The sequence below is a fragment of the Streptomyces sp. NPDC090499 genome (assembly GCF_044769305.1).
In the GTDB taxonomy this organism is placed as follows: domain Bacteria; phylum Actinomycetota; class Actinomycetes; order Streptomycetales; family Streptomycetaceae; genus Streptomyces.
In genome coordinates, this window is sequence record NZ_JBIVXP010000001.1 from 1,200,136 (window position 1) to 1,222,681 (window position 22,546).

General features: G+C 69.1%; 30 protein-coding genes. 6 read left to right on the forward strand and 24 right to left on the reverse strand.

Annotation, left to right across the window (positions count from 1 at the left end; all coding sequences use genetic code 11):
• Positions 1 to 37 precede the first annotated feature (37 nt).
• Positions 38 to 1,198 carry a lactate 2-monooxygenase gene (locus ACIQVL_RS05555; protein ID WP_403474503.1) on the reverse strand — a complete coding sequence of 387 codons (1,161 nt, stop codon included), beginning with the start codon at positions 1,196 to 1,198 and terminating at the stop codon, positions 38 to 40.
• A 138-nt stretch (positions 1,199 to 1,336) separates the two neighbouring features.
• Between ACIQVL_RS05555 and ACIQVL_RS05560 the strand changes: the two genes are divergently transcribed.
• From ACIQVL_RS05560 to ACIQVL_RS05570, 3 genes are all read left to right on the forward strand, one after another.
• The gene (locus ACIQVL_RS05560; RefSeq protein ID WP_403474504.1) at positions 1,337 to 2,371 is read left to right on the forward strand and encodes an Lrp/AsnC family transcriptional regulator; all 1,035 of its coding nucleotides are present in this window, start codon (positions 1,337 to 1,339) and stop codon (positions 2,369 to 2,371) included.
• 97 nt (positions 2,372 to 2,468) lie between these two features.
• Positions 2,469 to 3,224, forward strand: coding sequence for a rhomboid family intramembrane serine protease (locus ACIQVL_RS05565; protein ID WP_403474505.1), 756 nt, complete (start codon positions 2,469 to 2,471; stop codon positions 3,222 to 3,224).
• Positions 3,225 to 3,328: 104 nt separating this feature from the next.
• On the forward strand, positions 3,329 to 3,616 hold the full coding sequence (locus ACIQVL_RS05570; RefSeq protein ID WP_403427878.1) for a hypothetical protein: 288 nt from the start codon (positions 3,329 to 3,331) through the stop codon (positions 3,614 to 3,616).
• A 192-nt stretch (positions 3,617 to 3,808) separates the two neighbouring features.
• Here ACIQVL_RS05570 and ACIQVL_RS05575 read toward each other — a convergent pair whose 3' ends face one another.
• The 19 genes from ACIQVL_RS05575 to ACIQVL_RS05665 all read right to left on the reverse strand — a co-directional run bounded on the left by ACIQVL_RS05575 (position 3,809) and on the right by ACIQVL_RS05665 (position 16,243).
• Positions 3,809 to 5,044: a tyrosine-type recombinase/integrase gene (locus tag ACIQVL_RS05575; RefSeq protein ID WP_403474506.1), complete on the reverse strand. Its 1,236-nt coding sequence runs from the start codon at positions 5,042 to 5,044 to the stop codon at positions 3,809 to 3,811.
• Positions 5,045 to 5,107: 63 nt separating this feature from the next.
• Positions 5,108 to 5,296, reverse strand: coding sequence for a helix-turn-helix domain-containing protein (locus ACIQVL_RS05580; RefSeq protein WP_398882003.1), 189 nt, complete (start codon positions 5,294 to 5,296; stop codon positions 5,108 to 5,110).
• A gap of 462 nt (positions 5,297 to 5,758) precedes the next feature.
• Complete coding sequence (locus tag ACIQVL_RS05585) at positions 5,759 to 7,234, reverse strand: ATP-binding protein (protein WP_403474507.1); 1,476 nt, start codon at positions 7,232 to 7,234, stop codon at positions 5,759 to 5,761.
• 2 nt (positions 7,235 to 7,236) lie between these two features.
• On the reverse strand, positions 7,237 to 8,079 hold the full coding sequence (locus tag ACIQVL_RS05590; RefSeq protein WP_403474508.1) for a bifunctional DNA primase/polymerase: 843 nt from the start codon (positions 8,077 to 8,079) through the stop codon (positions 7,237 to 7,239).
• Entirely contained in the window at positions 8,076 to 9,362 is a 1,287-nt protein-coding gene (locus ACIQVL_RS05595) for a DNA cytosine methyltransferase (RefSeq protein ID WP_403474509.1), read from the reverse strand. The genes ACIQVL_RS05590 and ACIQVL_RS05595 overlap by 4 nt, the downstream gene beginning before the upstream one ends.
• A gap of 88 nt (positions 9,363 to 9,450) precedes the next feature.
• Positions 9,451 to 9,741 (reverse strand): hypothetical protein, encoded by a 291-nt coding sequence (locus ACIQVL_RS05600; RefSeq protein WP_403474794.1) that lies wholly within the window; start codon positions 9,739 to 9,741, stop codon positions 9,451 to 9,453.
• Positions 9,742 to 9,749: 8 nt separating this feature from the next.
• Positions 9,750 to 10,067, reverse strand: coding sequence for a hypothetical protein (locus ACIQVL_RS05605; RefSeq protein ID WP_403474510.1), 318 nt, complete (start codon positions 10,065 to 10,067; stop codon positions 9,750 to 9,752).
• Complete coding sequence (locus tag ACIQVL_RS05610; protein WP_403474511.1) at positions 10,064 to 10,243, reverse strand: hypothetical protein; 180 nt, start codon at positions 10,241 to 10,243, stop codon at positions 10,064 to 10,066. Before ACIQVL_RS05610 ends, ACIQVL_RS05605 begins: the two co-directional genes overlap by 4 nt.
• A gap of 11 nt (positions 10,244 to 10,254) precedes the next feature.
• Positions 10,255 to 10,404: a hypothetical protein gene (locus tag ACIQVL_RS05615; protein ID WP_403474513.1), complete on the reverse strand. Its 150-nt coding sequence runs from the start codon at positions 10,402 to 10,404 to the stop codon at positions 10,255 to 10,257.
• 28 nt (positions 10,405 to 10,432) lie between these two features.
• Positions 10,433 to 10,708, reverse strand: coding sequence for a hypothetical protein (locus ACIQVL_RS05620; RefSeq protein WP_403474514.1), 276 nt, complete (start codon positions 10,706 to 10,708; stop codon positions 10,433 to 10,435).
• A gap of 150 nt (positions 10,709 to 10,858) precedes the next feature.
• Complete coding sequence (locus ACIQVL_RS05625) at positions 10,859 to 12,940, reverse strand: cell division protein FtsK (protein WP_403474515.1); 2,082 nt, start codon at positions 12,938 to 12,940, stop codon at positions 10,859 to 10,861.
• 92 nt (positions 12,941 to 13,032) lie between these two features.
• On the reverse strand, positions 13,033 to 13,242 hold the full coding sequence (locus tag ACIQVL_RS05630) for a DUF6257 family protein (RefSeq protein WP_403474516.1): 210 nt from the start codon (positions 13,240 to 13,242) through the stop codon (positions 13,033 to 13,035).
• A gap of 85 nt (positions 13,243 to 13,327) precedes the next feature.
• The gene (locus ACIQVL_RS05635) at positions 13,328 to 13,705 is read right to left on the reverse strand and encodes a DUF6251 family protein (protein WP_403474517.1); all 378 of its coding nucleotides are present in this window, start codon (positions 13,703 to 13,705) and stop codon (positions 13,328 to 13,330) included.
• Positions 13,689 to 14,084, reverse strand: a complete 396-nt coding sequence (locus ACIQVL_RS05640) for an RRQRL motif-containing zinc-binding protein (protein ID WP_403474518.1) — start codon at positions 14,082 to 14,084, stop codon at positions 13,689 to 13,691. Before ACIQVL_RS05640 ends, ACIQVL_RS05635 begins: the two co-directional genes overlap by 17 nt.
• Positions 14,084 to 14,950 carry a protein spdB gene (locus ACIQVL_RS05645; protein WP_403474519.1) on the reverse strand — a complete coding sequence of 289 codons (867 nt, stop codon included), beginning with the start codon at positions 14,948 to 14,950 and terminating at the stop codon, positions 14,084 to 14,086. Before ACIQVL_RS05645 ends, ACIQVL_RS05640 begins: the two co-directional genes overlap by 1 nt.
• Entirely contained in the window at positions 14,947 to 15,273 is a 327-nt protein-coding gene (locus ACIQVL_RS05650; RefSeq protein WP_403474520.1) for a hypothetical protein, read from the reverse strand. The genes ACIQVL_RS05645 and ACIQVL_RS05650 overlap by 4 nt, the downstream gene beginning before the upstream one ends.
• 23 nt (positions 15,274 to 15,296) lie before the next feature.
• Complete coding sequence (locus ACIQVL_RS05655) at positions 15,297 to 15,566, reverse strand: DUF6284 family protein (protein ID WP_403474521.1); 270 nt, start codon at positions 15,564 to 15,566, stop codon at positions 15,297 to 15,299.
• A 210-nt stretch (positions 15,567 to 15,776) separates the two neighbouring features.
• On the reverse strand, positions 15,777 to 15,968 hold the full coding sequence (locus ACIQVL_RS05660; protein ID WP_403474522.1) for a hypothetical protein: 192 nt from the start codon (positions 15,966 to 15,968) through the stop codon (positions 15,777 to 15,779).
• A gap of 107 nt (positions 15,969 to 16,075) precedes the next feature.
• Positions 16,076 to 16,243 (reverse strand): hypothetical protein, encoded by a 168-nt coding sequence (locus ACIQVL_RS05665; RefSeq protein ID WP_403474523.1) that lies wholly within the window; start codon positions 16,241 to 16,243, stop codon positions 16,076 to 16,078.
• A gap of 886 nt (positions 16,244 to 17,129) precedes the next feature.
• On the opposite strand from ACIQVL_RS05665, the gene ACIQVL_RS05670 reads away from it, so the two are divergent.
• Both ACIQVL_RS05670 and ACIQVL_RS05675 read left to right on the forward strand, forming a co-directional pair.
• Positions 17,130 to 17,897: a helix-turn-helix domain-containing protein gene (locus tag ACIQVL_RS05670; RefSeq protein ID WP_403474524.1), complete on the forward strand. Its 768-nt coding sequence runs from the start codon at positions 17,130 to 17,132 to the stop codon at positions 17,895 to 17,897.
• Positions 17,897 to 18,370: an NUDIX domain-containing protein gene (locus tag ACIQVL_RS05675; protein WP_403474525.1), complete on the forward strand. Its 474-nt coding sequence runs from the start codon at positions 17,897 to 17,899 to the stop codon at positions 18,368 to 18,370. Before ACIQVL_RS05670 ends, ACIQVL_RS05675 begins: the two co-directional genes overlap by 1 nt.
• Here the strand turns inward: ACIQVL_RS05675 and ACIQVL_RS05680 are convergent.
• The 4 genes from ACIQVL_RS05680 to ACIQVL_RS05695 form a co-directional block, all read right to left on the reverse strand.
• Positions 18,358 to 18,927 carry an HD domain-containing protein gene (locus ACIQVL_RS05680; RefSeq protein WP_403474526.1) on the reverse strand — a complete coding sequence of 190 codons (570 nt, stop codon included), beginning with the start codon at positions 18,925 to 18,927 and terminating at the stop codon, positions 18,358 to 18,360. The two genes, ACIQVL_RS05675 and ACIQVL_RS05680, sit on opposite strands and share 13 nt — an antisense overlap.
• Positions 18,928 to 18,938: 11 nt before the next feature.
• Positions 18,939 to 19,385 carry a GntR family transcriptional regulator gene (locus ACIQVL_RS05685; protein ID WP_403474527.1) on the reverse strand — a complete coding sequence of 149 codons (447 nt, stop codon included), beginning with the start codon at positions 19,383 to 19,385 and terminating at the stop codon, positions 18,939 to 18,941.
• 201 nt (positions 19,386 to 19,586) lie between these two features.
• On the reverse strand, positions 19,587 to 20,339 hold the full coding sequence (locus tag ACIQVL_RS05690) for a transposase family protein (protein ID WP_403474528.1): 753 nt from the start codon (positions 20,337 to 20,339) through the stop codon (positions 19,587 to 19,589).
• A 131-nt stretch (positions 20,340 to 20,470) separates the two neighbouring features.
• On the reverse strand, positions 20,471 to 21,313 hold the full coding sequence (locus ACIQVL_RS05695) for an alpha/beta hydrolase (protein WP_403474795.1): 843 nt from the start codon (positions 21,311 to 21,313) through the stop codon (positions 20,471 to 20,473).
• A gap of 195 nt (positions 21,314 to 21,508) precedes the next feature.
• Between ACIQVL_RS05695 and ACIQVL_RS05700 the strand changes: the two genes are divergently transcribed.
• Positions 21,509 to 22,540 carry a Shedu anti-phage system protein SduA domain-containing protein gene (locus ACIQVL_RS05700; protein ID WP_403474529.1) on the forward strand — a complete coding sequence of 344 codons (1,032 nt, stop codon included), beginning with the start codon at positions 21,509 to 21,511 and terminating at the stop codon, positions 22,538 to 22,540.
• Positions 22,541 to 22,546 lie beyond the last annotated feature (6 nt).

Genomic DNA, 22,546 nt, shown 5'->3' on the forward strand with positions numbered 1-22,546 from the left:
CGGTCAGGCGGCCCCACCGGTCAGGCGGCCCCACCGGTCAGGCGACCCGGCGCAGCGCCTCCGGCGTGAGGTCGGCGAGCGTCGGGTAGCCGTCGACGGCCATGATCAGATCGGCCTCGGCGAGCAGCGCCCGCAGGACGTGGACGAGGCCGGGCTCACCGCCGTTGGCGAGGCCGTACGCGTAGGGACGGCCCACGCCCACGGCGGTGGCGCCCAGCGCGACCGCCTTGACGATGTCGGCGCCCGTCCGGACCCCGGAGTCGAACAGGACCGGCAGGCCGTCGGCGGCCTCGACCACCTCGGGCAGCACGTCGAGGGATGGCAGGCCGCCGTTGGCCTGGCGGCCGCCGTGGTTGGAGCAGTAGACGCCGTCCACGCCGGCGTCCCTGGCCCGGCGGACGTCCTCGGGGTGGCAGAGTCCCTTGAGGATCAGCGGCAGATCGGTGATCGACCGCAGCCAGGGCAGGTCGTCCCAGGTGAGCGGGTTGCCGAAGATCCCCGCCCAGAGCGCGACGGCGGCCTGCGGGTCGTCCTCCGGGTTCTTGCCGAGACGGGCCCGGAAGACGGGGTCGCCGGTGTAGTTGGCCAGGCAGTTCCCGCGCAGCTGCGGGAAGTTGCTGGTGCTCAGGTCGCGGGGCCGCCAGCCGGTGATCCACGTGTCCAGGGTGACCACGATCCCCTTGAACCCGGCCCGCTCGGCCCGGTGCACCAGGCTCTCGGCCAGTTCGCGGTCGGTGGGGGTGTAGAGCTGGAAGAAGCCCGGGGTGTCACCGAACTCGGCGGCCACCTGCTCCAGCGGGTCCACGGTCAGCGTCGAGGCGACCATCGGTACGCCGGTCCGGGCGGCGGCGCGGGCGACGGCGAGGTCACCGTGACCGTCCTGCGCGCACAGCCCAATCACCCCGACCGGGGCCATGAACAGCGGCGAGGGCAGCCGCATCCCGAACAGGTCGACGGACAGGTCCCGCTCCGTGGCCCCCACCAGCATGCGCGGCACCAGCCCCCAGCGCTCGAACGCGGCGACATTGGCCCGCTGCGTCCGCTCGTCACCGGCGCCGCCCGCGACGTACGAGCGCACCGCGGGGGGCAGCGCGGCCAGGGCCGACGGCTCCAGATCGCCGTACGTCATGGGGAACTGCGGCACGACCCCGCGCAGCCCGTCGAGGTAGATCTCGTTCTGGTAGTCGGCGAACGCCATGCTCCGGCCCTTCTTCACGCCCCGGGCCCGCGGGGGTGCGGGCCCCTGGAAGTCCACAATGGAAGAGTGGCGCACGACGACTCCGAAACGCAGGATTCCCGCTCTGCTGACGAACGGACGCAGGATGCTGCCGCCGTCGTGCCCGTGCCGCCCCTGCTGAGCGAGGACGAGCTGGCGCTGATCAACGCGCTGCAGCTGAGCCCGCGCGCCTCCTGGACCGAGCTCGGACGCGCCCTGGGCGTCGACCCGGTCACGGTGGCCCGCCGCTTCCACCGCCTCTCCGCGCAGGGCACGGCCTGGGTCGGCTTCTCGCCCGGCCCGCGCCTGCTGGAGCAGATCTGCGTGGCGTACGTCGTGATCGACTGCGCCCCGGGGAGCACGGCCCGGGTCGCCGAGGCCCTGGGCGGCCACCCGCACATGGTGACGATCGAGCGGACGGCCTCGGGCCACGACATCCTCGCCACGGTCGCCACCCCCGGCCTGCCGGCCCTGTCCCGCTACACCCTCGACCTGCTCCCCCACCTGCCGGGCATCACCGCCGTACGGTCCCGGATCGTCACCCACATGTTCACCGAGGGCGGCCACTGGCGCATCGCCGCCCTGGCCCCGGCCCAGCGCGCCCGGCTGACGCCGCAGGCGCCCGCCCCCACCGCGCAACGGACCACCCACCGGCAGCTCACCCCCGCCGACCGCGCCCTGGCCGTCCGCCTCGCCCACGACGGCCGCGCGCCCTACCAGACCCTGGCGCGGGACCTCGGGGTCAGCCTCTCCACCGCCAAACGCCGCGTCGAGGCCCTCACCCGCCACGGTCTGCTCCGCTTCCGCTGCGACTTCGCCCGCCCCCTCGGCGGCTGGCCGGTCGCCGTCACCTTCTGGGCCAGGGTGCCGCCCGCCGACCTCCCCGAGGTCGGCCAGTCCCTCATCCGCCTCCCCGAGACCCGCAACTGCGCCGCCGTCAGCGGCCCGCAGAACCTCGTCCTCCAGGCCAGCCTGCACTCGGTCAGCGACATCCTCCGCCTGGAGACCCAGCTGGCCGCGGCCCACCCCGCCCTCGACATCGCGGACCGGGTCATCACCCTGCGCCAGGACAAACTCCTCGGCCGCCTGCTGGACGCACACGGCCGTTCCGTCGGCGTGGTACCGGCGGACCTGTGGACGGAACCGGCCCTGTAACCGGCCCTGCAGCCGGCCCGGCTGTCAGTGGGCTCCCGTAGAGTGCGCCGTGGTGGGGACGCGACGGCGTTCGAGCGGTTCGAGGGGGGAGCCCACCGTGGACAGGCCGAAGAAGGAATCGCAGAAGGTACCGAAGAAGGACCGGCCGGTACCGGTACCGATGAGTCCCGAGCAGATGATCGCGGAGGCGCGGAAGGCGTTCTTCGTGATGTTCGGTCTGCTGGCGGTCGTCTGGCTGGTGCAACTGGCCAACTACTCCGACCACTACGCCCTCTCCCGGGACTACGCGGTGGTCTCCGGCGACGTCGGCACCCTGCCCGACATCCTGGTCGCACCGCTGCTGCACTGGAGCTGGGCGCACATCGAGAGCAACTCCGGCCCGCTGTTCGTCTTCGGCTTCCTCGCCGCCTACCGGGGAGTGGCCCGGTTCCTCGGCCTCACCCTCCTGATCGCGGTGAGCAGCGGCCTGGTGGTGTGGTTCTTCGAGCACGGCGACGTGGCGACGGTCGGCGCCAGCGGACTGATCTTCGGCTACTTCGGCTACGTCGTCGTACGGGGCCTCTTCGACCGGCACCTGATCGACACGCTGATCGGGATCGTCATGGGCGCGTCCTTCGCCTACCTCCTCACCGTGGCCGTCCCCGGCACCCCCGGCGTGAGCTGGCTCGGCCACCTCGGCGGGCTGCTCGGCGGCCTGGTCGGAGCCTGGCTCTTCCGCGACCGCCGCGCCCCGCGCAAAGCCACCGGCGCCCTCGCCCCGAGAACACCGCCCGCCGGCAACGCCCCACAGCCCGGCCCCGGTTCCCCGCGCTCCGACCTGTACAAGGAACTCGACGACCTCGGTCTGCTCTGACAGGCCACCGCAGCCGAGGCCGGCAGCTAGGGCGCGTATGGAGTCGTGATCAAACTCCCTGCTTTCACCCGCCGCCCGTGCGACTCGCGTGAGAGCATCCGCCCATTAGCAGCGACCTGGAAGTGAGCGCTCTGGCGATCAACGTCACGATCCCGCAGGCGCTCCGCTGGACGGACACTCGACGTGGTGAAGAGTTCCAACTGACCACACTCAATATCCGGCTTCTCCCGGACGGTCGCCTCGCCGCGAAAGCCTATGGCCGACCAGTCGGCGGTGGTCGGGGCGCATACGTCTCGTTCCCCGTCCCCGACGCACCAGAACTGGCTGCTCTGGTTGTCGACGCGGCCAGCCGCGCCGGGGCGTTGTGGGCCGCGCATCGCGGTCTCGGCTGAGCCTGGTCCGACTCGGGTTCCGGAGCGTCCAGGAGCGGAACAGCCGCCGCGATGGCTGCTTCCTGAACGGCAGGATCCGAAGCGTGGAGGATCCCAGCCGTTGACGCACCAAGGGGCGGCACCCCCGCACAGGGTGCAAGACCAGCCCCCTGACCAGGGAACTAGGGGTCTGCCGCCCCTCTCAGGGCACTCTCAGGGCACATCGTTCAGCGCAGCCTCCATCATGCCGGCAGTCCGGTCCTCCTCCGCCTCCCACAGGTGGGTGTAGACGTTCAGCGTGATCGACGGCTTGGCGTGACCGAGCCTCATCTGTACTTGCTTCGGCGTCGCCCCGTTCTTGATCAGAACCGAGGCATAGAAATGACGCAGATCGTGAAGCGTCGTGTCCTCGGGGACGCGGACCTTGCTGCCTGACTTCTTCAGGTGCGCGTTTGCCCGCTTGACGTTCCGGGCCCACACCTTCGCCCAGCTCCCGCGCCGGATCGCTCCGCCGGTCTCGCTGGTGTATAGCAACCGGGCATGGCGCCATACGGGCTTCCGGGGGTTCGTCCGATCCTCGATGTGCACGACCCGAGGCGGGAACTTCTCACGGTGCCGTGCAATCTCGTCTACGACCGAACGCCCCTGCGGAACAGACCGATAGCTCTGCTTGGTCTTCGGTTCCCCGAGGTATGGCACCCCCTTGTCCGGGCCGATCAACTGTTGTTTGACCGTCACAGTCTCGGCGGGCTCTCCGTCCTCAAGCCCGAATAGCTCACCTTGCCGTAGACCGGTCGATGCAGCGTGCCTCACCAGGGCGCGGTACCGGGGAGAGGCGGTCACGATGAGCGCCTTCACTGCCTCCGGGTGAAGCGGGTGGATCTCCGGATAGAAGACCTCCGGCGGTTTCAGCCCCTCCCATGGGTACTTCGGGATGATTCCCTCTTGGTGGGCCATCTTCAGGATGCTGGTGCAGACGTTCCAGGGCGTCGCAAAGGTCGACGGCGCGATGACCGCCGACCGCTCTTTGATCCACCTCTGTCCGTCTGCCCGCTCAATTCGCCCAATCGCCCGATCGCCGAACGTCGGGTAGATGTGCAGCCGCAGGGCCCGCTCAACGTTTGTCTCGGTCCGCTCGCGGTGAACAGCCGTTTCCTGCCAGCGCTCAGCGATGGCCCTAAACTTCTGCTTGCCCAACTCCCGGTTCACGAAGGTGCCGTCGTCCAGTTCGGCCGTCACCTTGGCCGCGCGGGAGTCCGCGGCAGTCTTCTTCTCGAAGTTCTCCTTGCACTGCTTGCCGGACAAGTCCCGGTAGCGCACCTGCCAGCGTTTCCCTGTGCCGTGGTCGGTGCTGGGATACAGCGTCTGTGTCTTGCTGCTGTGCGCCTCGCAGGGCGCAGCGTCGACCGGAGGGCGAGAGAGGTGCCATCGGTCGTACACCTCAGCCATCGGTGCCCCTCCCCTCAGAGCAAGCCGAATCGGCCATGAGGTGAGGGGCGTTGCTGTTTCGGGTCATGCTGCGCGCCGGCCTCCGATCTCCTCAGCGTCGTACTTGTCGAGCGCTTCGGCGTCGTACAGAACGTGTCGACCGCGCCGTATGAAGCACTGCGGACCGGTTTCGGCGTAGCGCCAGTAGCGGATGGTCGAGGGCGATGTGCGATAGCGCTCGGCGACTTCCGCAGTCGTCAGGTACTTCTTCATGAGGTCCTTCCGGTGAGGAAGAGGAGGAGCAAGTCCCGCCCCGGGGTGCCGGGCTGTGTCCGAGGTGCGGATTTCTGCGTCATCGCGTCACGCACGTCATTTGGGTTCCTGACCTGCGTCTATGGGGTGACGCGGGCCGCGCGGGGCGTGTCACAGGGCAGCGCGAGGCTCTGTCACGCGTGACACGGATGACGTGGGATGACACAGGTTTTGGCCGTCTGCGTCATCGCTGTTGCTGCTGGTCAGTGATGGGTTTCGTGTGGCTGGTGACGTGGGTGACGCAGGGTTTCCTCTCTTAGGAAAAAGACGGGGTGGTGTCTGTGGTTGTGCGCGGCTCAGACCGTGAAGAAGGAGCCGCTGCGCGGCGCGACTTGTGCAGCGGCGGCACGCCGCCGGAACAGCAAAAGGAGCACCCGGGCGCGGGGTGCTCCTCTTGCTTGGTCGTCGCGGCGGTGGCGCGGGTCAGAACGCCGCTTCCTGCTGGTTCGGAGGCGTGAGCAGGGGGCGGGTCATTTCGATGTAGCGGGCGGAGCTGGTGCGGCCCCAGTCGATGAGGACGCCGCGGGCGGCGAGGGTCGGCTGAAGCCGCTTGAGTCGGTCGGAGAGGACCTTGCCGGTGGTGGGCCAGCCCTTGGGCAGGGGACGGCATTCCTCGCCGCTGTAGAGGCTGGTGAGGCAGTGCAGCCACTCCGAGGACGTCATGCGGACTTCCGCGCCCGGCTCAAGGCCGGCGGCGTGCTGCAGAACCGTCTGAGCCAGCAAGTCTCCTTCGATGACGTCGTCGTTGAGGTCGTCAAGGCTGGCCCGGTACGCGGCCAGCGCGCCGAAGCCGGTAGCCACATCGAGCTGCGCGCACAGGTGGGCGAAGTCGGCCATCCGCAGGTCGGTGGGTGTCTCCGCGGCGGCGGCCCGCACCTTCACGGTCAGATCGAGCAGGGAGCCGAGAACGACCGGCAGGATCTCCGCATACTCCGTCCAAAGCTCCGCCTCGGTGCGCCGCACCTGGGGCCGCACGAGACGGAGCGGGAGGAGGCGTTCGGCGAGGTCGGGGCGGATGACGCCGACGTCGATTCCGGTCAGGAGCATGGGGCGCCGGTAGCGGGAGCGGACGACGTCGCCGTCGGTGAACAGCGCGCGTTTGATGCTCTCGGCTCCGGTGACGATGCAGCACATGAGGTCGGACAGGTCCGGGGGAAGGTGGGAGAGGTTGTCCAGGGCGGTGACCCATCCGGCGGCGACTGCCGTGATCATGTTCTCCTCGTCCTTGGGTGCTCGGCGCAGGTCGCCGCTCATTCCTTCGATGATCCGCACCAGCATTCGGCCGCCGGTGGACTTGCCCGCGCCCTGGGGGCCGGTGAGGAAGGGGGCGGGGACGGGCACGGACGGTTCCAGGCAGCCGATGAGCCAGGCGAGAGCCAGGCACTCGGTCTCGGCACTGGCGAAGTTGCACAGGCGGAGCAGGAGGTCGATGCCCTTGCCGTCGGTGTCCTTGGCCGGCAGCGGGAGTTCGCCGGTGAGCTGGGTGCGCCGCCAGCAGACTTCCTGCGGGTCGGGGGTGCGGATGTCCCAGCCGGTGGGGTGGATGCGGACGGACTTGCCGTCGACGCGGCCCAGGTCGAGCCAGGTCGCTCCGTCGAAGCCGGGTGCGACGCGGATGTGGGTGGGCTGTACGTCCTCGGTCAGGGCGAGTGCTTCGATCAAGTCGAGTGCCTCCTTGAGTGCCGTGCCGTTGAACACGCCGACCCCGTCCCTGAACAGGCCGACCATGAGTTCTTGGCGGTGGCTGCCGTTGGTGCCCTGGGAGCGGATGGGGCGGGCGACGGGGTGGCCGTTGCGCTGTGCGTAGACGGTGCCGTCGATGGTGCGGAAGTACCGGAAGTGCGCTTGGGCGTAGTCGGTGATGATCTGGCGGGCCGGGGTCTTGTCGTCCTCGGACATGGCTACATCCCCAGTGCGGTGCGGGCGTTGGTCCATGCGTCGGTGCAGTGCCGGACGGTTTCGCCCTTGGCCTGCGCGGCGGTGAACAGCCGGGCGACGTGGGCGTCGGTGAGGCAGCCGCACCGGCCGTGCGTCGACAGCACCGCGAGGAACGTGCGGTACACGGTCGCGTGGACCGCGCTGCGGGCCTCGGTGATGCGCTGTACGCCCATGGCGATGCCACGGTCCAGGTAGGCGGGCGTGCGGTGCGGGCACGCGCCTCCATGGCCCCTCAGGGGCGCTGTGAGGCTCTGTGGCGCCCTGCGAGCGGGCGCAGGGTCCTTTACTGCCAGGGTGCGCGCAGCGTCCGGCAGAGCGGTCGTGGCGCCGGTGCCGGGGCCGAGCCAACGGGCGTACTGCATAAGGGACTTGATGTCGACGCCCGGCCGGACCGCGTTCGCGGACGGCATGGTGCCCTGGTAGATCCAGTGCTCTCCCCGGGTGGTGGTCACGGTCCGGGTGGCGGGCAGGGTGGCGCGGGCCCACTGGATGGCGGCGGGGTCGTCCAGGTCGACCACGGTCACGCCGGCGCCGCCGGGGTGGTAGGCGACCGTCGCCGCGTGCCGCCATGCCGACGCCCACGCGGAGGAGTTGAGGGTGTGCGGGTCGGTGCTGGCGGCGGCCCATCCGTGGCACGGCTGGGGGCAGGAGCAGGGCCCGGGGGTCTTCATGTTCGGCCGCCCACCGCACGCGTTCTGGGCACAGGCCGGGCAGTTGCCGAACGGGACCTTTCCCGCCCGCAGGGGCAGCACCGGTACACCGGCTGCCGCGAGGTGCAGCGCCGTCTTGAGGAGAGTGCGGTTCATGCGATGTCCAGGGCGAGTTGTGCCGGCGCGGCCGGTGCCGCCGTTTCGGGGGCGAGGGTGGCGAGCAGTGCGCGGTAGGCGTAGTGGGCCTGGTGGATGACGACGCCGTTGCCCAGGATCTTGAGCTGGTCGGAGCGGGACAGTCCCAGGTCGGGGCCGGTGACCCAGCCGGGTTCGGCGCCCATCATCCATTCCACGAACGCCGGGGACAGACGGCGGTTTCCCTTGGTGCCCGCCTCGGTCGGCTCCGGCGCGGGGCGCCCCAACACCTGCTCCCAGCGCCGGATGGCGGGGCCGTAGTCGGTGCCGTTGGTGGCCACCCACCGCGAGCCGTCGGCCAGGTCGCGGGCCAGGTACTCGATGGACGGGCGCGAGCTCGCACCCAGCGAGGCGGACCGGTTGCGGCCGTACCGGGACGCAGTCGGGGTGGGCAGGAGGTTGACGACCACTTCGTTCAGCGGCCGGGAGTTGACGCCGATCAGGTTGGAGGCGCCGGACTTCCAGTCCCGTGCCGCCGGGGTGGGCAGAAGGGTGACGGCGGTGCGCAGGTTCATGCCGCCCTGCCGTTTGGGGGAGGTGCCGGGGCCGCCGGTTCCGTCGGCGGCGGCCGGGGTGGGCAGCAGCCTCAGGCCTCGGTCGGGGGCAGCAAGAACACCACTTCGTCCTCCAGCGTGGGCCCGTGCCCCCCGGCCTTGCGCTTGTCCGGGTGCTGCGGGCCGCCGTTCCTGCCGAGCTGCGAGGTGGGGGTCTTCAGCAGCGGGATACGCGACGGCGAACCAGCGGTCGCGGCGGTGGCAGGCTCCCACTTCGGGATCTCCAGCGCGTAGGCACATCCACCGCGCGTCATACCCGATCGCGGCCAGGTCGGCGGCGACGACGTCGAGCCCCCTGCTGCGCAGGGCGGCGACGTTTTCCAGGAAGACGAGCCGGGGTCGAAGGTGGCGAACGGCTTGGGCGATGGTTTTCCAGAGTCCGGAGCGGTCACCGGCGATCCCTCCCCGAGGTCCGGCGTTGGAGATGTCCTGGCAGGGAAACCCGGCCGTCAGCGACGCCGGGCGCGGCAGGTCCGCGGCCAGGGCGAGCCAGTCGACGGCGGTGATGTCACCGAGGTTGCGGGCGTGGGGCAGGCGGGCGGCCAGCAGCCGGGAGGCGGCCGGGTCCTTCTCGCCGACCAGCACCGTGGGCAGGCCAGTGACGGCTTCCACGGCCAGATCGAGTGCTCCGGAGCCGGTGCACAGGCTGATGTTGCCGCCTTCCGGCGGCACGGCGGGGTGATGGGTCATGCTGGAGTCCTCCACAGGTCAGTTCGTGGCAGGCGGAGACAAGGGCGGCCCCGGGTTCTTGGCGGAATGGGGGCCGCCCTTGGCGTGGCTAGAACGGGGGTTCGTCGCTGTGTCCGGCGGGGCTCCACGGGTCGCGGCTCTCACTCCGTCGGCGCAGCCACTTGGGGCGGCGGGGCAGGGGCAGCAGGCGCAAGCGCCGGTTCTCGTTCCAGCAGGGGCAGGGCTCCCACTCGGTACCGGCGTACTCGCCGGTGTGGTCGCCGTAGTCGTGCTCGAACCCGCCGTCTCCCTCGCAGCCGGGGCAGGCGGGATCGGGGGTGTCGGTCAGGACCAGGACCTTGCGCGAGTAGCCGGTGACCTGGAAACGCAGCCGGGGCAGGGGGCGGGTCACGCGGTGCGCTCCGGGGTGGTGGCGTTCAGGCGGCGGGCGACGGCGTCGAGCTTGGCGGTGAGGTCGGCGGCCGGGGTGTCGGTGAATGAGTGCAGGGCGACGGCGGCGGCGATGATGACGTCGCACAGTTCATCGGCGACGTCGCGAGTGGTGGTGTGGGTGGTACTGGTCAGGAGGATGTAGGCGGCGGACGCCTCGCCCGCCTCTTCGGTGACCTGCATCAGGCGCACCGCCTTCTCGTGCTTGCTGCTGCCGTGGGCGGCGGTCAGGGCGGCGGCGATGCGGGCCGCGACGGGCATCAGGATGGCGCTCACTGGGTGGTCCCTTCAGCGGCGGTGTCGGGGTGGTGGTCGGCGGTGACGTACAGGCGGGTGCGCATGCCGTCGCGGGTCGGGCACGTGCGGGGCGTGCCGGTCCGGAAGGCGGAGGTGAGGGTCTGGCTGATGCGGTCGGCGTCGCCGGGGTCGCAGATGACGCGAATCTCGAACACAACCCTCCTGCTTACGGGTTGGGGATGGACTGGACGATGGCGGTGGTCATGTTGGTGATGGGTCCGGCGGCGCCGGTGGAGGCAAGGAAGAACCCGAACATGACGGCGATGAACGCGGCGCCGGGGGTCAGGCTGTTGCTGCGGAGCAGGAAGAACAGCACCAGCCCGAGCAGGAGGACGAGGGAGAGGTCACGGCCATTCGGAGTACTCCCGGTCGTTGAGGCGGCGAGGGTGGGTGCGGCGGGTGCCGTCGCGGTGGACGGCACGGCCGGTGTTGAGCAGCCGCCGGCCGAGGCGCAGCCGGTAACGGCGGCCGTGGCAGCGGCGGCACAGCTTGACCTTGCGGCGGCCGGTCTGCCGGATGCCGGTCCCGGAGCACTTCCGGCACGGCGCGAACGGCCGGACCGCGCACAACACTGCGTAACCGGCGAGGATGAGCAGGAGGGCACAGCTAGCGAGAGCCACTAGGGCTCACATCCCTTCCAAGGGCGGTTTCAGGGTGTTTCCGCAGGTAGGCCGCTAGACGCTAGTTGGCTGATCAGCGGCGGTGCGGGCTGCTAGTACGGGTGCTAGACCTAGCGGCCGGGGCTGCTAGGTCTAGCACCCGTGCTGGGGTCAGGCGGCGGCCCGATCGGCGTTACGGCGCGTAATCGCAGCGGTGATGTCGGCGCGCTTGATGCCGCGCCGGTTGGCGCCCTCGCCGTCATCGGTGGTGCCCCAGACCTGCCCCGGCTTGATGCCCCAGGGCTTGAGCGCGGCGGTGACGTTCTCGCCCTGCCATCCCGCGTAGGTCTCGGGGCGGGCGGCGGCGAGGCGGGCGGCGATCCGCTCGCACCACACGGCTTTCTCGTCGTCGGCGATGACGTCGAGGGTGTCGGCGAGGATGTCGGAGCCGCTGTTCGTGTTCTCGGGGCCCTTGCCGATGGCGTGGCCGGTGACGTTGCCGTACTGCTCGCGCACGATCCGGGCGCGGGCGACGATGTGTTCGGCGGCGACGGCATCCACGAACGCTGAGGCGACGATGCGGGGGTCGTCGCCCTCGCCGGCCATCCAGCAGATGCCGCGGTCGGAGCGGGAGAACATCGTGGCCCGGTAGCCGGACTTGTACATCGAGGTACCGAGCACCATGTCGTTGGCGGGCTGGCCCATGACCTTCAGGCAGAACCGCAGCACAGCGTTGGCGCTGATCCCCGTGGGCAGGGACTTCGCGTCCGGTCGCTGGGTGCCGAACATGGCCACGATCCCGAGTGCGGGGCCGCGCTTGACCAGGTCGGTGCAGATGGCCTCTATCTCCTTGCCGTACTGCTCGTGCTCGAAGGGCACCTGGCACTCGTCGAAGCCGACCACGATCGGGTGCAGCCCCAGCTTCTTGTCACCGGCCAGTTCGGGGGTGACCTTCGACTCCGGGCAGCGCGAGCGGGGCAGGGACTTGATGACCTTCGCGCGGCGGCGCAGTTCCTCCTTCAGCTCCCGCAGCGCGCTGACGACGTACTCGATGTCGTCGTCCTCCTCGCCGGCGCGGTAGCGGTGGCAGACCGGCTCCAGCGCGCCGAAGTCGCCGGTGCCCTTGAAGTCGAACGCGTGCAGTTCGGCCCGCGGGTCCAGGGCGGCGATGAGCAGGAGCAGCCGCATCAGGAACGTCTTGCCCATGCGCGGGATCGAGCCGACCACGACCGATGCGAACATGAGGGTCACGGACACGTCGCGCATGCGCTGGTCGTTGCCGAACACGACCGGCCGGAACAGGTCGACCGTGCCCGACTTGGCCAGCGGCCACGCCGGCTTCGTCGTCTCGTTCATGGGCTTGTCGCCCACCCACAGCACCAGCCGCCCTTCATGCTGCTCGGGGTCCGGGGAAGGCCACACGCAGCCGGTCTTGCGGCGCAGGCCGGAGGCGAGCGGCTTGCGGGCCTCCATGATGTCCTCGGGCGTGACGCCGTAGGGAAGGTCCAGGTCGGCGCGGTAGCCGGGCCCGTCCCGCACGATCTCCGAGACGAACCGCAGCCCGTTCATGTCGCCGCCCTTCTTGATGGCGGCCGTCACCTTCGCGTTCCCGATCGAGTCGAGACCGCGCAGCACGATCGAGCCGGTGAGCTTCTGCACCTCGGTCTTCAGGACCGCGGGGCCGACGACCGGGGCGTCGGGCTGTTGTCCCCCGATGCCGAGCAGCAGCACCCCGCCCGCGGCAAACGCGTAGAGGTAGGCGGGGGCGAGGACGTACAGGTACAGGGCGAAGCCGAGACCGAACACGGCGGCGACCAGGGTGACCAGGCCGCGCAGCCGTATCCGCCCGGCACGGAGCCGAGCGAGGCGCATGTACTCCTCGACGTCCTCGGTGCGCACCGCGAACTCGCGCAGGGGTGCGGCTTCACGGTCCCACACCCACCGGTTGGTGGACGCGATGAACCGGCACGCCCCCCGCGGGGACATGAGGGCGAGGCGTCCGGCGTACACGGGGATGCGAACACCGTGGTAGAGCGCGGCGTAAGCGACGTTCGCGCTGGTGTGGCGGGTGGTGGCGAGGAAGTCTCGCCGGTTGGTGAGCCATCCGGCAAGGACCGGCTTGCGCTTCTCGATGCGCACTTTCGGATCCGGCAGCGCCGGGTTGTCGACCGCGACCGGCGCCGGCGGGGCGTCGTCGTCGGGGAAGGGGGCGGGCACGGGGCGCAGCTGCGGGCCCGTCGTGCTGTCCGTCATTCTGGGTACTCCCTGCTGCTCACAAAGTGGGTGATGGGGTGGCCCGGGGGCGGCCTGTTTCCTTGGCCGGGACGACCGCCCCCGGGGCGTTGCTACTTGCCGTTCTTACTGGTGGCGGCCTGTTCGGCGCGCTTGCGGGCCTGGTTCTCGATCCGCTCGACCTTGCGCTGAAGGTCGCTGTGGTCGACCCGGCCGCCGAACTGGCGGTCGTCGGCGAGTCCACGCTTGGCCATCCGAGCGACCAGCAGGGCCAAGCGGGCCTTCTCACCGGCGGTGAAGCGAAGCTGTTCACTGCTGCTCACGGTGTCTCCCGTTCCGGGCCGGACTGTCCGGCTCCCCACGACCCCCGGCGGGGTGAGCCCCCGGGGATCGCAGGCAACCGTCAGCTCAGCGCCGACGGGTGCGGCGGACGGTGTCCGCGGCGCGCTTGCCGTCCTCGCCGCCGACCGAGCGGACGACGGTGACCACACCCCACGCGCACACGGCGGCGATCAGGGCGAGCAAGGCGAGGTTGGCGGCCATGGCGGTGAGCACGCCGACCAGCAGCGGGCCGAAGTACACCCCGGCCGCCACGGTCCCGGCCCCGACCCCGGAGCCGAGCGCGATGCGCTGCACGGTGCGGTCCGGCGGGGCCTGGTGCACGTGCTGGTGGATGACCTGCGGACCGCTGTAGATCTGCTGCGGGGCCGCGGGCAGGTGGTCGGCGTAGGTGTAGGTGCCGTCCGGGAGCTGGACGACCCGGGGGATGTCAGGCAGCGATTCCATCGCGGGACCCTTCGTCGGGGTAGGCGCACGGCACGCACATGCCGAGCGAAGAGGGGATGACGTATCCGGCATCACGCCGGCAGACGGGGCAGGTGCGGCGGGCGAGCATCGCGAGCGCGAGCGCGCGCCACTTGCGGGAGGTCATCGGCCGCACCGGAAGGGCCCTGTCGACGTGGTAGAGGTAGGCGACGCGGGGGGTTCCGGCCCGGCGGTTGGTCCGCATGACCTGGGCCGCTACCGGCTGGCCCCCGGGACGCAGACCTTGGGCCCGTAACTGGCGGCGGGTGGCGAGCCCGTCGGGGGCGAGCTTCCAGGGATAGGTGGGCACGCCCCAGCGGGCCCCGGTGGGGTCGTAGCACTTGCCCCACGCGGCGGACATCAGGCCACCACACGCTTCCAGGCGGCCCGAAGGCGGACCTCGGAGGCGGAGTGGCCGGCCGCGCGGAAGCGGGTGGCCATCTCCCGGTACGACAACGGCGGGTCCTGGCTGTGCCGGATCTCATCCACCAGCACGTCAAGGGCCGCGTCCGTGAGCGCGGGGGCCGACTCCAGCGCCGCAACCGCCTCGGAGGGGCCCCACACCGGGAGCTCCCACGAGGGTGTGACGTCGGGTGTGACGCGGCTCGTCACACTGGTCAGGGCCCGACCCGTGCTCTCGCCCTTGCGGGCCGTCTCCAGCGTCGACCATGCCCCGGCAAGGGTCTCTGCGGTCTTGGCCTGGACGCGTGCGACGCGCGCACCGGCCTCGGTCACGGCCGTCAGCCGCGTCTCCTCGGTGGACGCTTCGGCCCGCAGTCGGGCACGGGCCACGGCCGCGTCGTCGCGGGCTTCCTGCTGAATGCCCCGGATCTGATCCAGCGCGGCCGGGGTGAGCGCGGTGCGCTCCCACAGCCCGTGGACCAGCCACAGGGCTTTCGCGGCAATCGGCAGCCACGCCACCGCCAGCCATGCCCCCGCCGACTGGTCGGCGGTGAGCGCGTGGGTGACCAGGACCCCTGAGGCGACTGCGCCGAAGGACCAGCCGACGGCGGTCACGGCGTTGCTGTGGTCGCCCTGCGCGGCAAGGCGCCGCTCATAGGCGAGGGTGGCCAGCCATCCGCCGTCGATGCCCAACCCGACGACCAGGGCGACCGGCCACGGCACGGCCGTGCCCAGCCACATCACGACCACGGCCAGGGTGAGCACCATCGAGACGGCCGTCATCGCGACGGCCGGCAGCACGGTCTTGGTGGACTGGGCACTCATGCCGCACCCCCTACCGCGGTCGTGTCGGCGGCCGGGGCGTCCGCGTAGGCGGTCAGGGCGACCTCGGCACCGCCGAAGAGGCCTTCCGCGCGCAGCACCCGCGTGCGGCCGTTGCCCTGGACGCGGAAGACCACCGCGTCGGGGGCGATACCGAGCGCTTCGCGCCACATCTCGAACACCGCGAACGTGTCAGACGTCAGGTCCACGTCGTGAAGCGACAGCTCCAGCCGTGCCGCGTCGATGGGCGACAGGTGCACGAACGGGGCGGGCAGGTGGGAGTATTCGGCGGCGAGCAGCCGCAACGCCCGAAGCGCGGGCGTCATCTCCCCCAGGGTGCAGGCGTCCGTCATGCCGCACCGCCGGGCAGGGTCGCACCGGCCGTGCGGTTGATCAGGGCCACCCGGGCGGCGAGCGCGCGGCGGCGGGCCCGGCGGATCCGGCGCACGTCCACCTCAGTCGGGGTGCGGTCCAAGGTGATGATGTGCGCGTCCAACAGGTCGACGTCCGCCAGGATCAGCGGCATCTCCAGCTCGATCGCGTCCAGTTCCGCGTCCGTCGGCTCGATCCAGTCGGCGAACGCGGTAACAGCGTCCTGAACAGTCACAATGGGGTCCATGGGTCGTGCTCTCCCTCGCAGGTGGAACGGCCCGTCAGCGGCTCCCGGGAGGCACCCCGGGAGCCGCGCGCCGTCGTGGTGGAAGGCCGCACGCGAGCGGTGCGGCGGGCCGCGCGGTGGCGGCGGCGCCCCGGGCGGGATTCGATCCCGCACCATCACGGCGGTGCCGGGGCTGATGACCGGTACAGGACCGGCGGATATGTTGGCTGGTCAGCGGCGGCGGGCGTGTTCGGCATCGAAGTCGGCCCGCGTGCAGCCCTGCGCCTGTGCATCGCGCGTCGCGTTGTCGGCGGCCCGAAGCGCACCGATGGCCTGCGTGCTGTTGAGCCCGTAGTCGTTGACGGCCTGAGCGGCGACCGCGCCGGCGTCGACGGCACGGGCGGCGGCATCCTGCTTGGGCATGGCTTCCCCTTCGGATCGGTTGAGGTCGGCGGTGCGTGCCCCGGGCCGGATCCGATCCGGCGCCCCTCACGGCTGGTCGCCGGGGCTGTAGAGGTGGCGGGTGAGCGTTACCGGGGCTGCTCGGTCAGGTGAGCCGCGTCCTCGTATGCGGTGCGGATCTCCTGCTGCTGCCAGGCCCGCTCAGCCGCGGCCGGAGCGGGGTCCTGCCGGCCGAGGTCGGCGGCCCACGCGTCCGCGCGGGCTTCCATGTGCCAGGCCGCCGGGTCGGTCGCCATCAGCGCACCTCCGCGTGCGGGTGCGGGCGAGGGGGACGGACGGGAAGCGGCGGCTTGGTCCTGGTGTGCTCGGTGTCGGCCATCACCGACCGCCCCGGGCACGGGCGTTGTCCGCGCTGCGCTTGTTCGCCTCCGCGGCCTTACGGGCCAGTTCCGCCCGCTCCGCATCTGTCAGACTGGTGATCACAGGTGCCTCCAACCAGGTGCCTGCACGCGGTCCCCGGGGTGCGACCCGGGGACCGCTCTTGTGTGGTGGGGCCGTGGGATTCCGACTCCCCCCGCCCCGCCCGGACGGACCCGCGCACCAGGCGCGCTCCGCACGGGCGGGAAGAGGCAACCGGCCGCGGCGCTAGCCGCCGCGAATCGGTGGAAGGTGACCGGTCGCCCGCAGCCCTTCGAGGTGCTCACGGACGGGGGATGAAACGGCGCGGCCGTGCCGGTCGATCACGGCCGCGCCCATCGCTTTCGTCGACTCACTGCCACTCCTTCGGACCGCTGAACAGGGGAAATGCACTGCAAGGGGGACTGTGTCCCCACACGCCGGCCGTTGCTCGCGGTCACCGGGCCACCTCGCCAGTCGGGCCGAAACCCTGTCCCCTGGCCTTTAGCGGGATTGCAGCGTCCCCGCCCTGTGCATACGTGCACCCGACCGGCCGTCGAAGCGAACCGATCGAGAGGAACATGTATTACGTGTTCCTCATCTTGCAGAGGGAGCTTCACCCCGTCAAGCCCTTCGGCTGTTTGGAGTTCGCGCGCCCCTCGCGCTCGATGTACCTACAGAGTGGCGTCGGCACCGGCGACGCTCGACTTCGCACCTGTACGACTCAGGTCGTTCTTAGCTAGCGTGAAGTCGTACCAAGTCGTCCCGGGAGAGCGGAGGTTGGACGTGGCGAACGAGCGACTGCGCGGTGCGATAGTGGACTTGGGCCTGACCCTCGATGAGGTCGCCGAACGTCTCGGTGTCTCAGCCAAGACGGTAGAGCGCTGGATCAACGACCCGGAGCGCAAGCCGTATCGCCGCTTCCAGTACGCGACCGCCTCACTTCTGAAGTGCGAAGTCTCGTACCTCTGGCCGGACGAACGGACGTCGGCCGAGGTGACCGCTACCGGCAACGCCGAGTTGGTCAGGCTGTATCCGCACCGGTCCGTAGTGATGCAGACCCTTTGGACGAACCTGTACTCCAAGGCGACCCGACAGTTTGACCTACTGGTGTACTCCGGGTTCTGGCTCACCGAGGACGCGACGTTTCACCGCATCGTGAAGGAGAAGGCGGCCGACGGAGTACCCATCCGCTTCATGCTGGGGGAACCCAACTCGCCGGCCGTGGCCGTGAGGGGCGAGGACGAAGGGATCGGTGGCGCGATGGCGGGCAAGATTCGCAACGCCCTCATCAACTACGCCCCGCTCTTCGGTCTCCCGGGTGTCGAGTTCCGCTTGCACGGCACCACGCTCTACAACTCGATCTACCGGGCCGATGACGAGATGCTGGCGAACGGTCACCTCTACGGGGTCGGTGCCTACATGGCTCCCGTGCTGCATCTGCAACGCGTCCCCGGCGGCGAACTCTTCGACGCCTACGCTGAGAGCGTTGAAAAGGTGTGGCAGGCGGCCCGTCCGATCTCGTCACCTACTGATTGGGAAGGCACACGCTGATGAGCCGGATTGACTACTTCCGCGACCCGAAAGCCCCCAAGGCCAACTCAGTGGTCCCGTCGGTGACGGCGGTGGTCCGAGACGATGCGGGACGGCTGCTGCTCATCCACAAGACCGACAACGACCTTTGGGCCCTGCCCGGTGGTGGCCACGACATCGGCGAGCGCATCGCGGACACGGTCGTCCGTGAGGTACGGGAAGAGACCGGCATCGACGTTGAGGTAGACAACATCGTCGGGCTCTACACCGACCCCGAGCACGTGTTGGCGTACGACGACGGCGAGGTTCGGCAACAGTTCTCCATCTGCTTCCGGGCCCACCCGGTCGGCGGTTCCCTACGGACAAGCAGCGAGTCGAAAGAGGTCCGCTGGATTGATCCGGCGGACCTTGACGGACTAGACATCCATCCTTCGATGATGCTGCGCATCCGGCATGGTCTCGATGACACGCGGCGCGAGCCCTACATCGGCTGACCGCCAACGGAGGCTTCGGCCATCCGGTCCGCGACCCGCTTCGACGCTGCATGGATCTCGGGTGCCGCGCGCCGGATGAACCGCACGACGATCGAGTCCGGGCCGTATCGCTGCCCGATTTCATCCAACCGCTCAGCCGGCGTCGTCTGCGTCCCGTCCGGCGTCGTCGTCATGTCGCAGTACAGCAGGGCGTCGACCAGGTCGGGACGCTCTAGCTCGAACTCGCTCTCAAGTTCCTGACGAAGTCCGCGTTCCTCCGCTTCCAGCAAAGCACAGGAGTGATGCGCTACGAGACGAACAACCCGTTCGTCCCCGCCTTCCTGATCCCTGAGGAACCGCGCGCCATCCAAGGGGTGGAAGCCCGTGACGGCGATGGCCGGCGAGTAGCCGATGTCATGCAGCACCGCGGCGGCTTCCAACAGTTCCGCGTCGTCCCCCAGGATCGGACTCAGGGAGCGAGCGCGCTTGGCGACCCCGAGCGAGTGCGCCCACCGACGCGGGAGCGGATCGGAGAGCAGCGATTCAGAGAGCGTGTACGCCCACTCAGTCAGTCCCATGGCGGCCAAGACTACGGCCGGGCGGTGGAAGCCGGGAGGGCGCGCACGGTCCGCCCCTTGCCGTGCACGGTGGCAAGCAGACCGTTTCCCTCCATCTGAGCGAGAACACGGCGCACGGCCGTCCGGGACGCGCCGAATCGCTCGCAAAGCTTCGCTTCGGATGGGTACGAGTCGCCCACTGCCAACGAGTCCTCCGAGATCACATCCGTCATACGCTCGGCGAGAGACCGACGGTCCTCACCGCGAGCGAAGCGCCATCCGATGCCGGGAACCGACTGAACAAGGCCATCGGCTTCCAGAACCTTGAGGGCTCGACGGATCGTGTTGCGACCAACGCCGTGCGTGCGCATCATGACAGCTTCCGACGGCAGGGCGTCGATGCCCTCTCCTTCTTCAAACTCAATCCGTAGCGCCTCTGCGATGACCAGATAGGTTCCGCGTGGACTGGCCTGCGGCACAAGCACTCCCCTCCACCAGCTTTCGACTACGGTCTTCAGCTTCCCACGTGTAGCTACACCGATGGAGTCTCCGTAGCTACGCAGTGGGCTTGCGGGCGGCGGTCTCGTGGATCTCCTCTTTCACCAGCGAGTGCTGCTCCGACGAGCCAGCTCAGCAATCAGCCTCCACCGAGCGCCGGCAGTGAGCCTTTTCCATCTTGATCACCTGGCGAGTTCGACGGCGACGACGGCCCGGACGATGGAGGTGATCCGGGTGGTGCTGCAGCGGAGTTTCCGCAGGACCCGCCAGCATTTGAGGGTGGCCATGGCGCGTTCGCCGAGGCTGCGGATCTTTGTGTGGTCCCGGTTGTGGCGATGGTGCCAGCCACGCAGGTTCTTGCCCCGGATCGGAACGCGGATGGCCGGCCCGGCGCTCTGGTACGCCTTGTCTGCCCAGCATTTGACGTCGGCGGCGGAGAGAGCGGTGGGAATGCCGTGAGTTCGGGCCGCGGTCAGGTCGTGGGTGGCTCCCGGCAGCGCGTCCGAAGCCCAGATCAGGCGTCCGGCTGGATCTGCGATGACCTGCACGTTCATCCCGTGGTACTTCCTCTTCCCCGAGTAGTACGGGCGGTCGGCGGCAATGCGGTCGATGGGCAGCACGGTGCCGTCCAGGATCACGTACGCCTTCTTCCGTACGGTCTCCATGGCCTGTTCGAGCGTGGGCGCGAGGGCGGCCAGGAGGTCGACCGCCTCGCGTATGTATCGGTAGACCGTCGCGATCCCGACGCGGAAACCGGAGGCCAGGCGGGCGTAGGTGTCTCCGCAGCGCAGGTGGGCGAGGGCGAGCAGGGCCTGACGGCCACAGGTCAGGCGGCGCCAGCGGGAGCCGATGCGGCGGCGGTGACCTGCGAGAAGGGCGGAGAGGTCTTGCAGGGTGCGGCTGGACAGATCGATGGCGGATGGGTATGCGAGCACGACGACGCTCCTGGTCAGGCGAGTGATCTTGATTGTGGACTCGCCTGACCAGGAACTGCACGCCTTTGTGCGACCAGGGCTGCATCTCACCTCACCGCGGCCGGTGCCTGGTTGGATGACGCGTGTACCGATCACTCCTCGTCGGGCCGCCACAGCCAGCGCAGAGCGTCCGGCAGCAGGACCCCGCCGTGGTTGGGGCTGTGTCCGCCGTCTCCCAGGACAAGACGGAAGTCGTAGCCCGCTTCTGCGAGAGCGGCTGCCACGCGCAGGTTTTCGGCGAGCCAGTTCCACTGAGGCTCATTCCAGTGCAGGTCGCGGTGGCCACCTTGCATGAAGATGCGCAGCGGCTTGCGGGGGGCGTGGGAGATGAGGTGGGGGTAGGGATTGCCGTCCGGCATCTGCGCGAAGCTGGACAGGTATCCGATGACGCGGCGGAACTTGTCCGGACGCAGCCACGCGGCGGTAAAGGCGCAGTTGCCGCCGCTGCTCCCCCCGCAGATGCCCCACTGTTCGGGCGACTGGGCGATGGCATAGCGCTCTGCGACCTGCGGGATGATCTCGGTGAGGAGGAAGGTGACGTATTGGTCGTCGAAGGCGTCGTACTCGTTGTTGCGGTTCTTGGGGTTCTCCGCATCGGGGAAGACCCCGGGATCGACGAACACGCCGATGGTGGCAGGGATGTCGCCGTGGTGAATGAGGTTGTCCAGGACGATCGCGCCGCGTACCTCCCCTGTGGGGTCCAGGTACCACCATCCGTCCTGGAACACCATCAAGGATGCCGGTTCCGCTGGGTCGTACTGTGCAGGGACGTGTACCCAGAACTTCCGGAAGGTTCCCGGGTAGACCTCGCTGTCCCTCCACTCGAACTCGAGTGTCTCGCCAGCGGGCACGCCCGGTTGGAGAGCGGAATCGGGTCCGTGGAGGTAGCGCACGTCGGACTGGTCGATCGGGAGTGGCTGGTAGGGCATCTCCATGGTCACGGGGAGCAACCGTAGGGCGATCAACCCCCTTGGCCGCAAGGCAATTTCGTCCAGACGCTCGACCTCGCAGCTTCAGCGCGAGGTTGGAAAAGACTCAGTAACAGGACCAGCACCCCCGAGTAATTCGAACGCATGATCTAGTTTTGGGAACCCCCTGCGCCGTAAGCGGTCGATGGTGAAAATATGCCCATGGACTGGGACGAGCCGACCTACTTCGATCGTCGCCCTGCCTCGTCAGGGCAAGTGTCATTTTCCGACCCTCTGACGCTTAGGGATAACCGTGCAGTCTGCATTAAGGCTTTGCCGTACTTCATACCTCACAACTCGTCCCCGTCAGAACTTGCCATAAAAATTGTTCGCGAGGATAAGCGGAGCGGCGAGGTCCGCGAAATTTCTCTCGAAGAGGAGGAGTTGCGCGCACTAAAGAGGCACATAGCCCAGTGCCTGTCCGTAACAGAACAAGACGATGACGGTCAGTACCTGGTTCTACGAACCGACAACTTGTCTGGGCAAGTAGACGTGAGCGACGATGCAGCGCGCGCACTGGGTAACGCCCTCGATAGCCGCACATTCTCCCGAAGGCTGGCTCAATACGTCGACCCCGAATCTCTTGCACGCGCATTTTCTGCGAGTGTCCGGATCGGGGAGTTGCGCTCCGCACTAACAGAGTTGAAGCAAAACTTGGACGAAGGCAAGACGAGGGAATCCATCTATCAAGACTGGTGCGAACGCCATTCGTGGGCATTCGGCAATACGTATGTCGCTCGCGACGACCAGCGTGTGATCGGCATCGGAGATCACGTTGACGTGATGATGAAATCGGCTGCAAATGGATTGAGGGACATCTTCGAACTGAAGAGACCCGACATGGACGTCTTGCTTTTCGATGATACTCACAAGAACTGGTACTGGTCTTCTGCCGCCGCCAAGGCGATAGGCCAGTGCCATAGATATCTCGACACCCTCCATCGCGTAGGCCCAAACGGCTTCCAGCCTGATCAGCCAGAGTTCGTGGCCTACCATCCGCGCGCCGTCGTCGTGATCGGCCGATCACACGGATGGGGCGATGCACAGTTGCGCGCACTGCACGGCCTCAACAGCAGGATGCACGGCATAAGCGTGATGACCTATGATCAACTGCTTGCACAGTGCGAGGCTCTGTTGAGCCAGATAAGCCTCACAGCGGAGCAGCAGAGTGGTCCTGAGAGTATTCCGGCCTGATGCCCC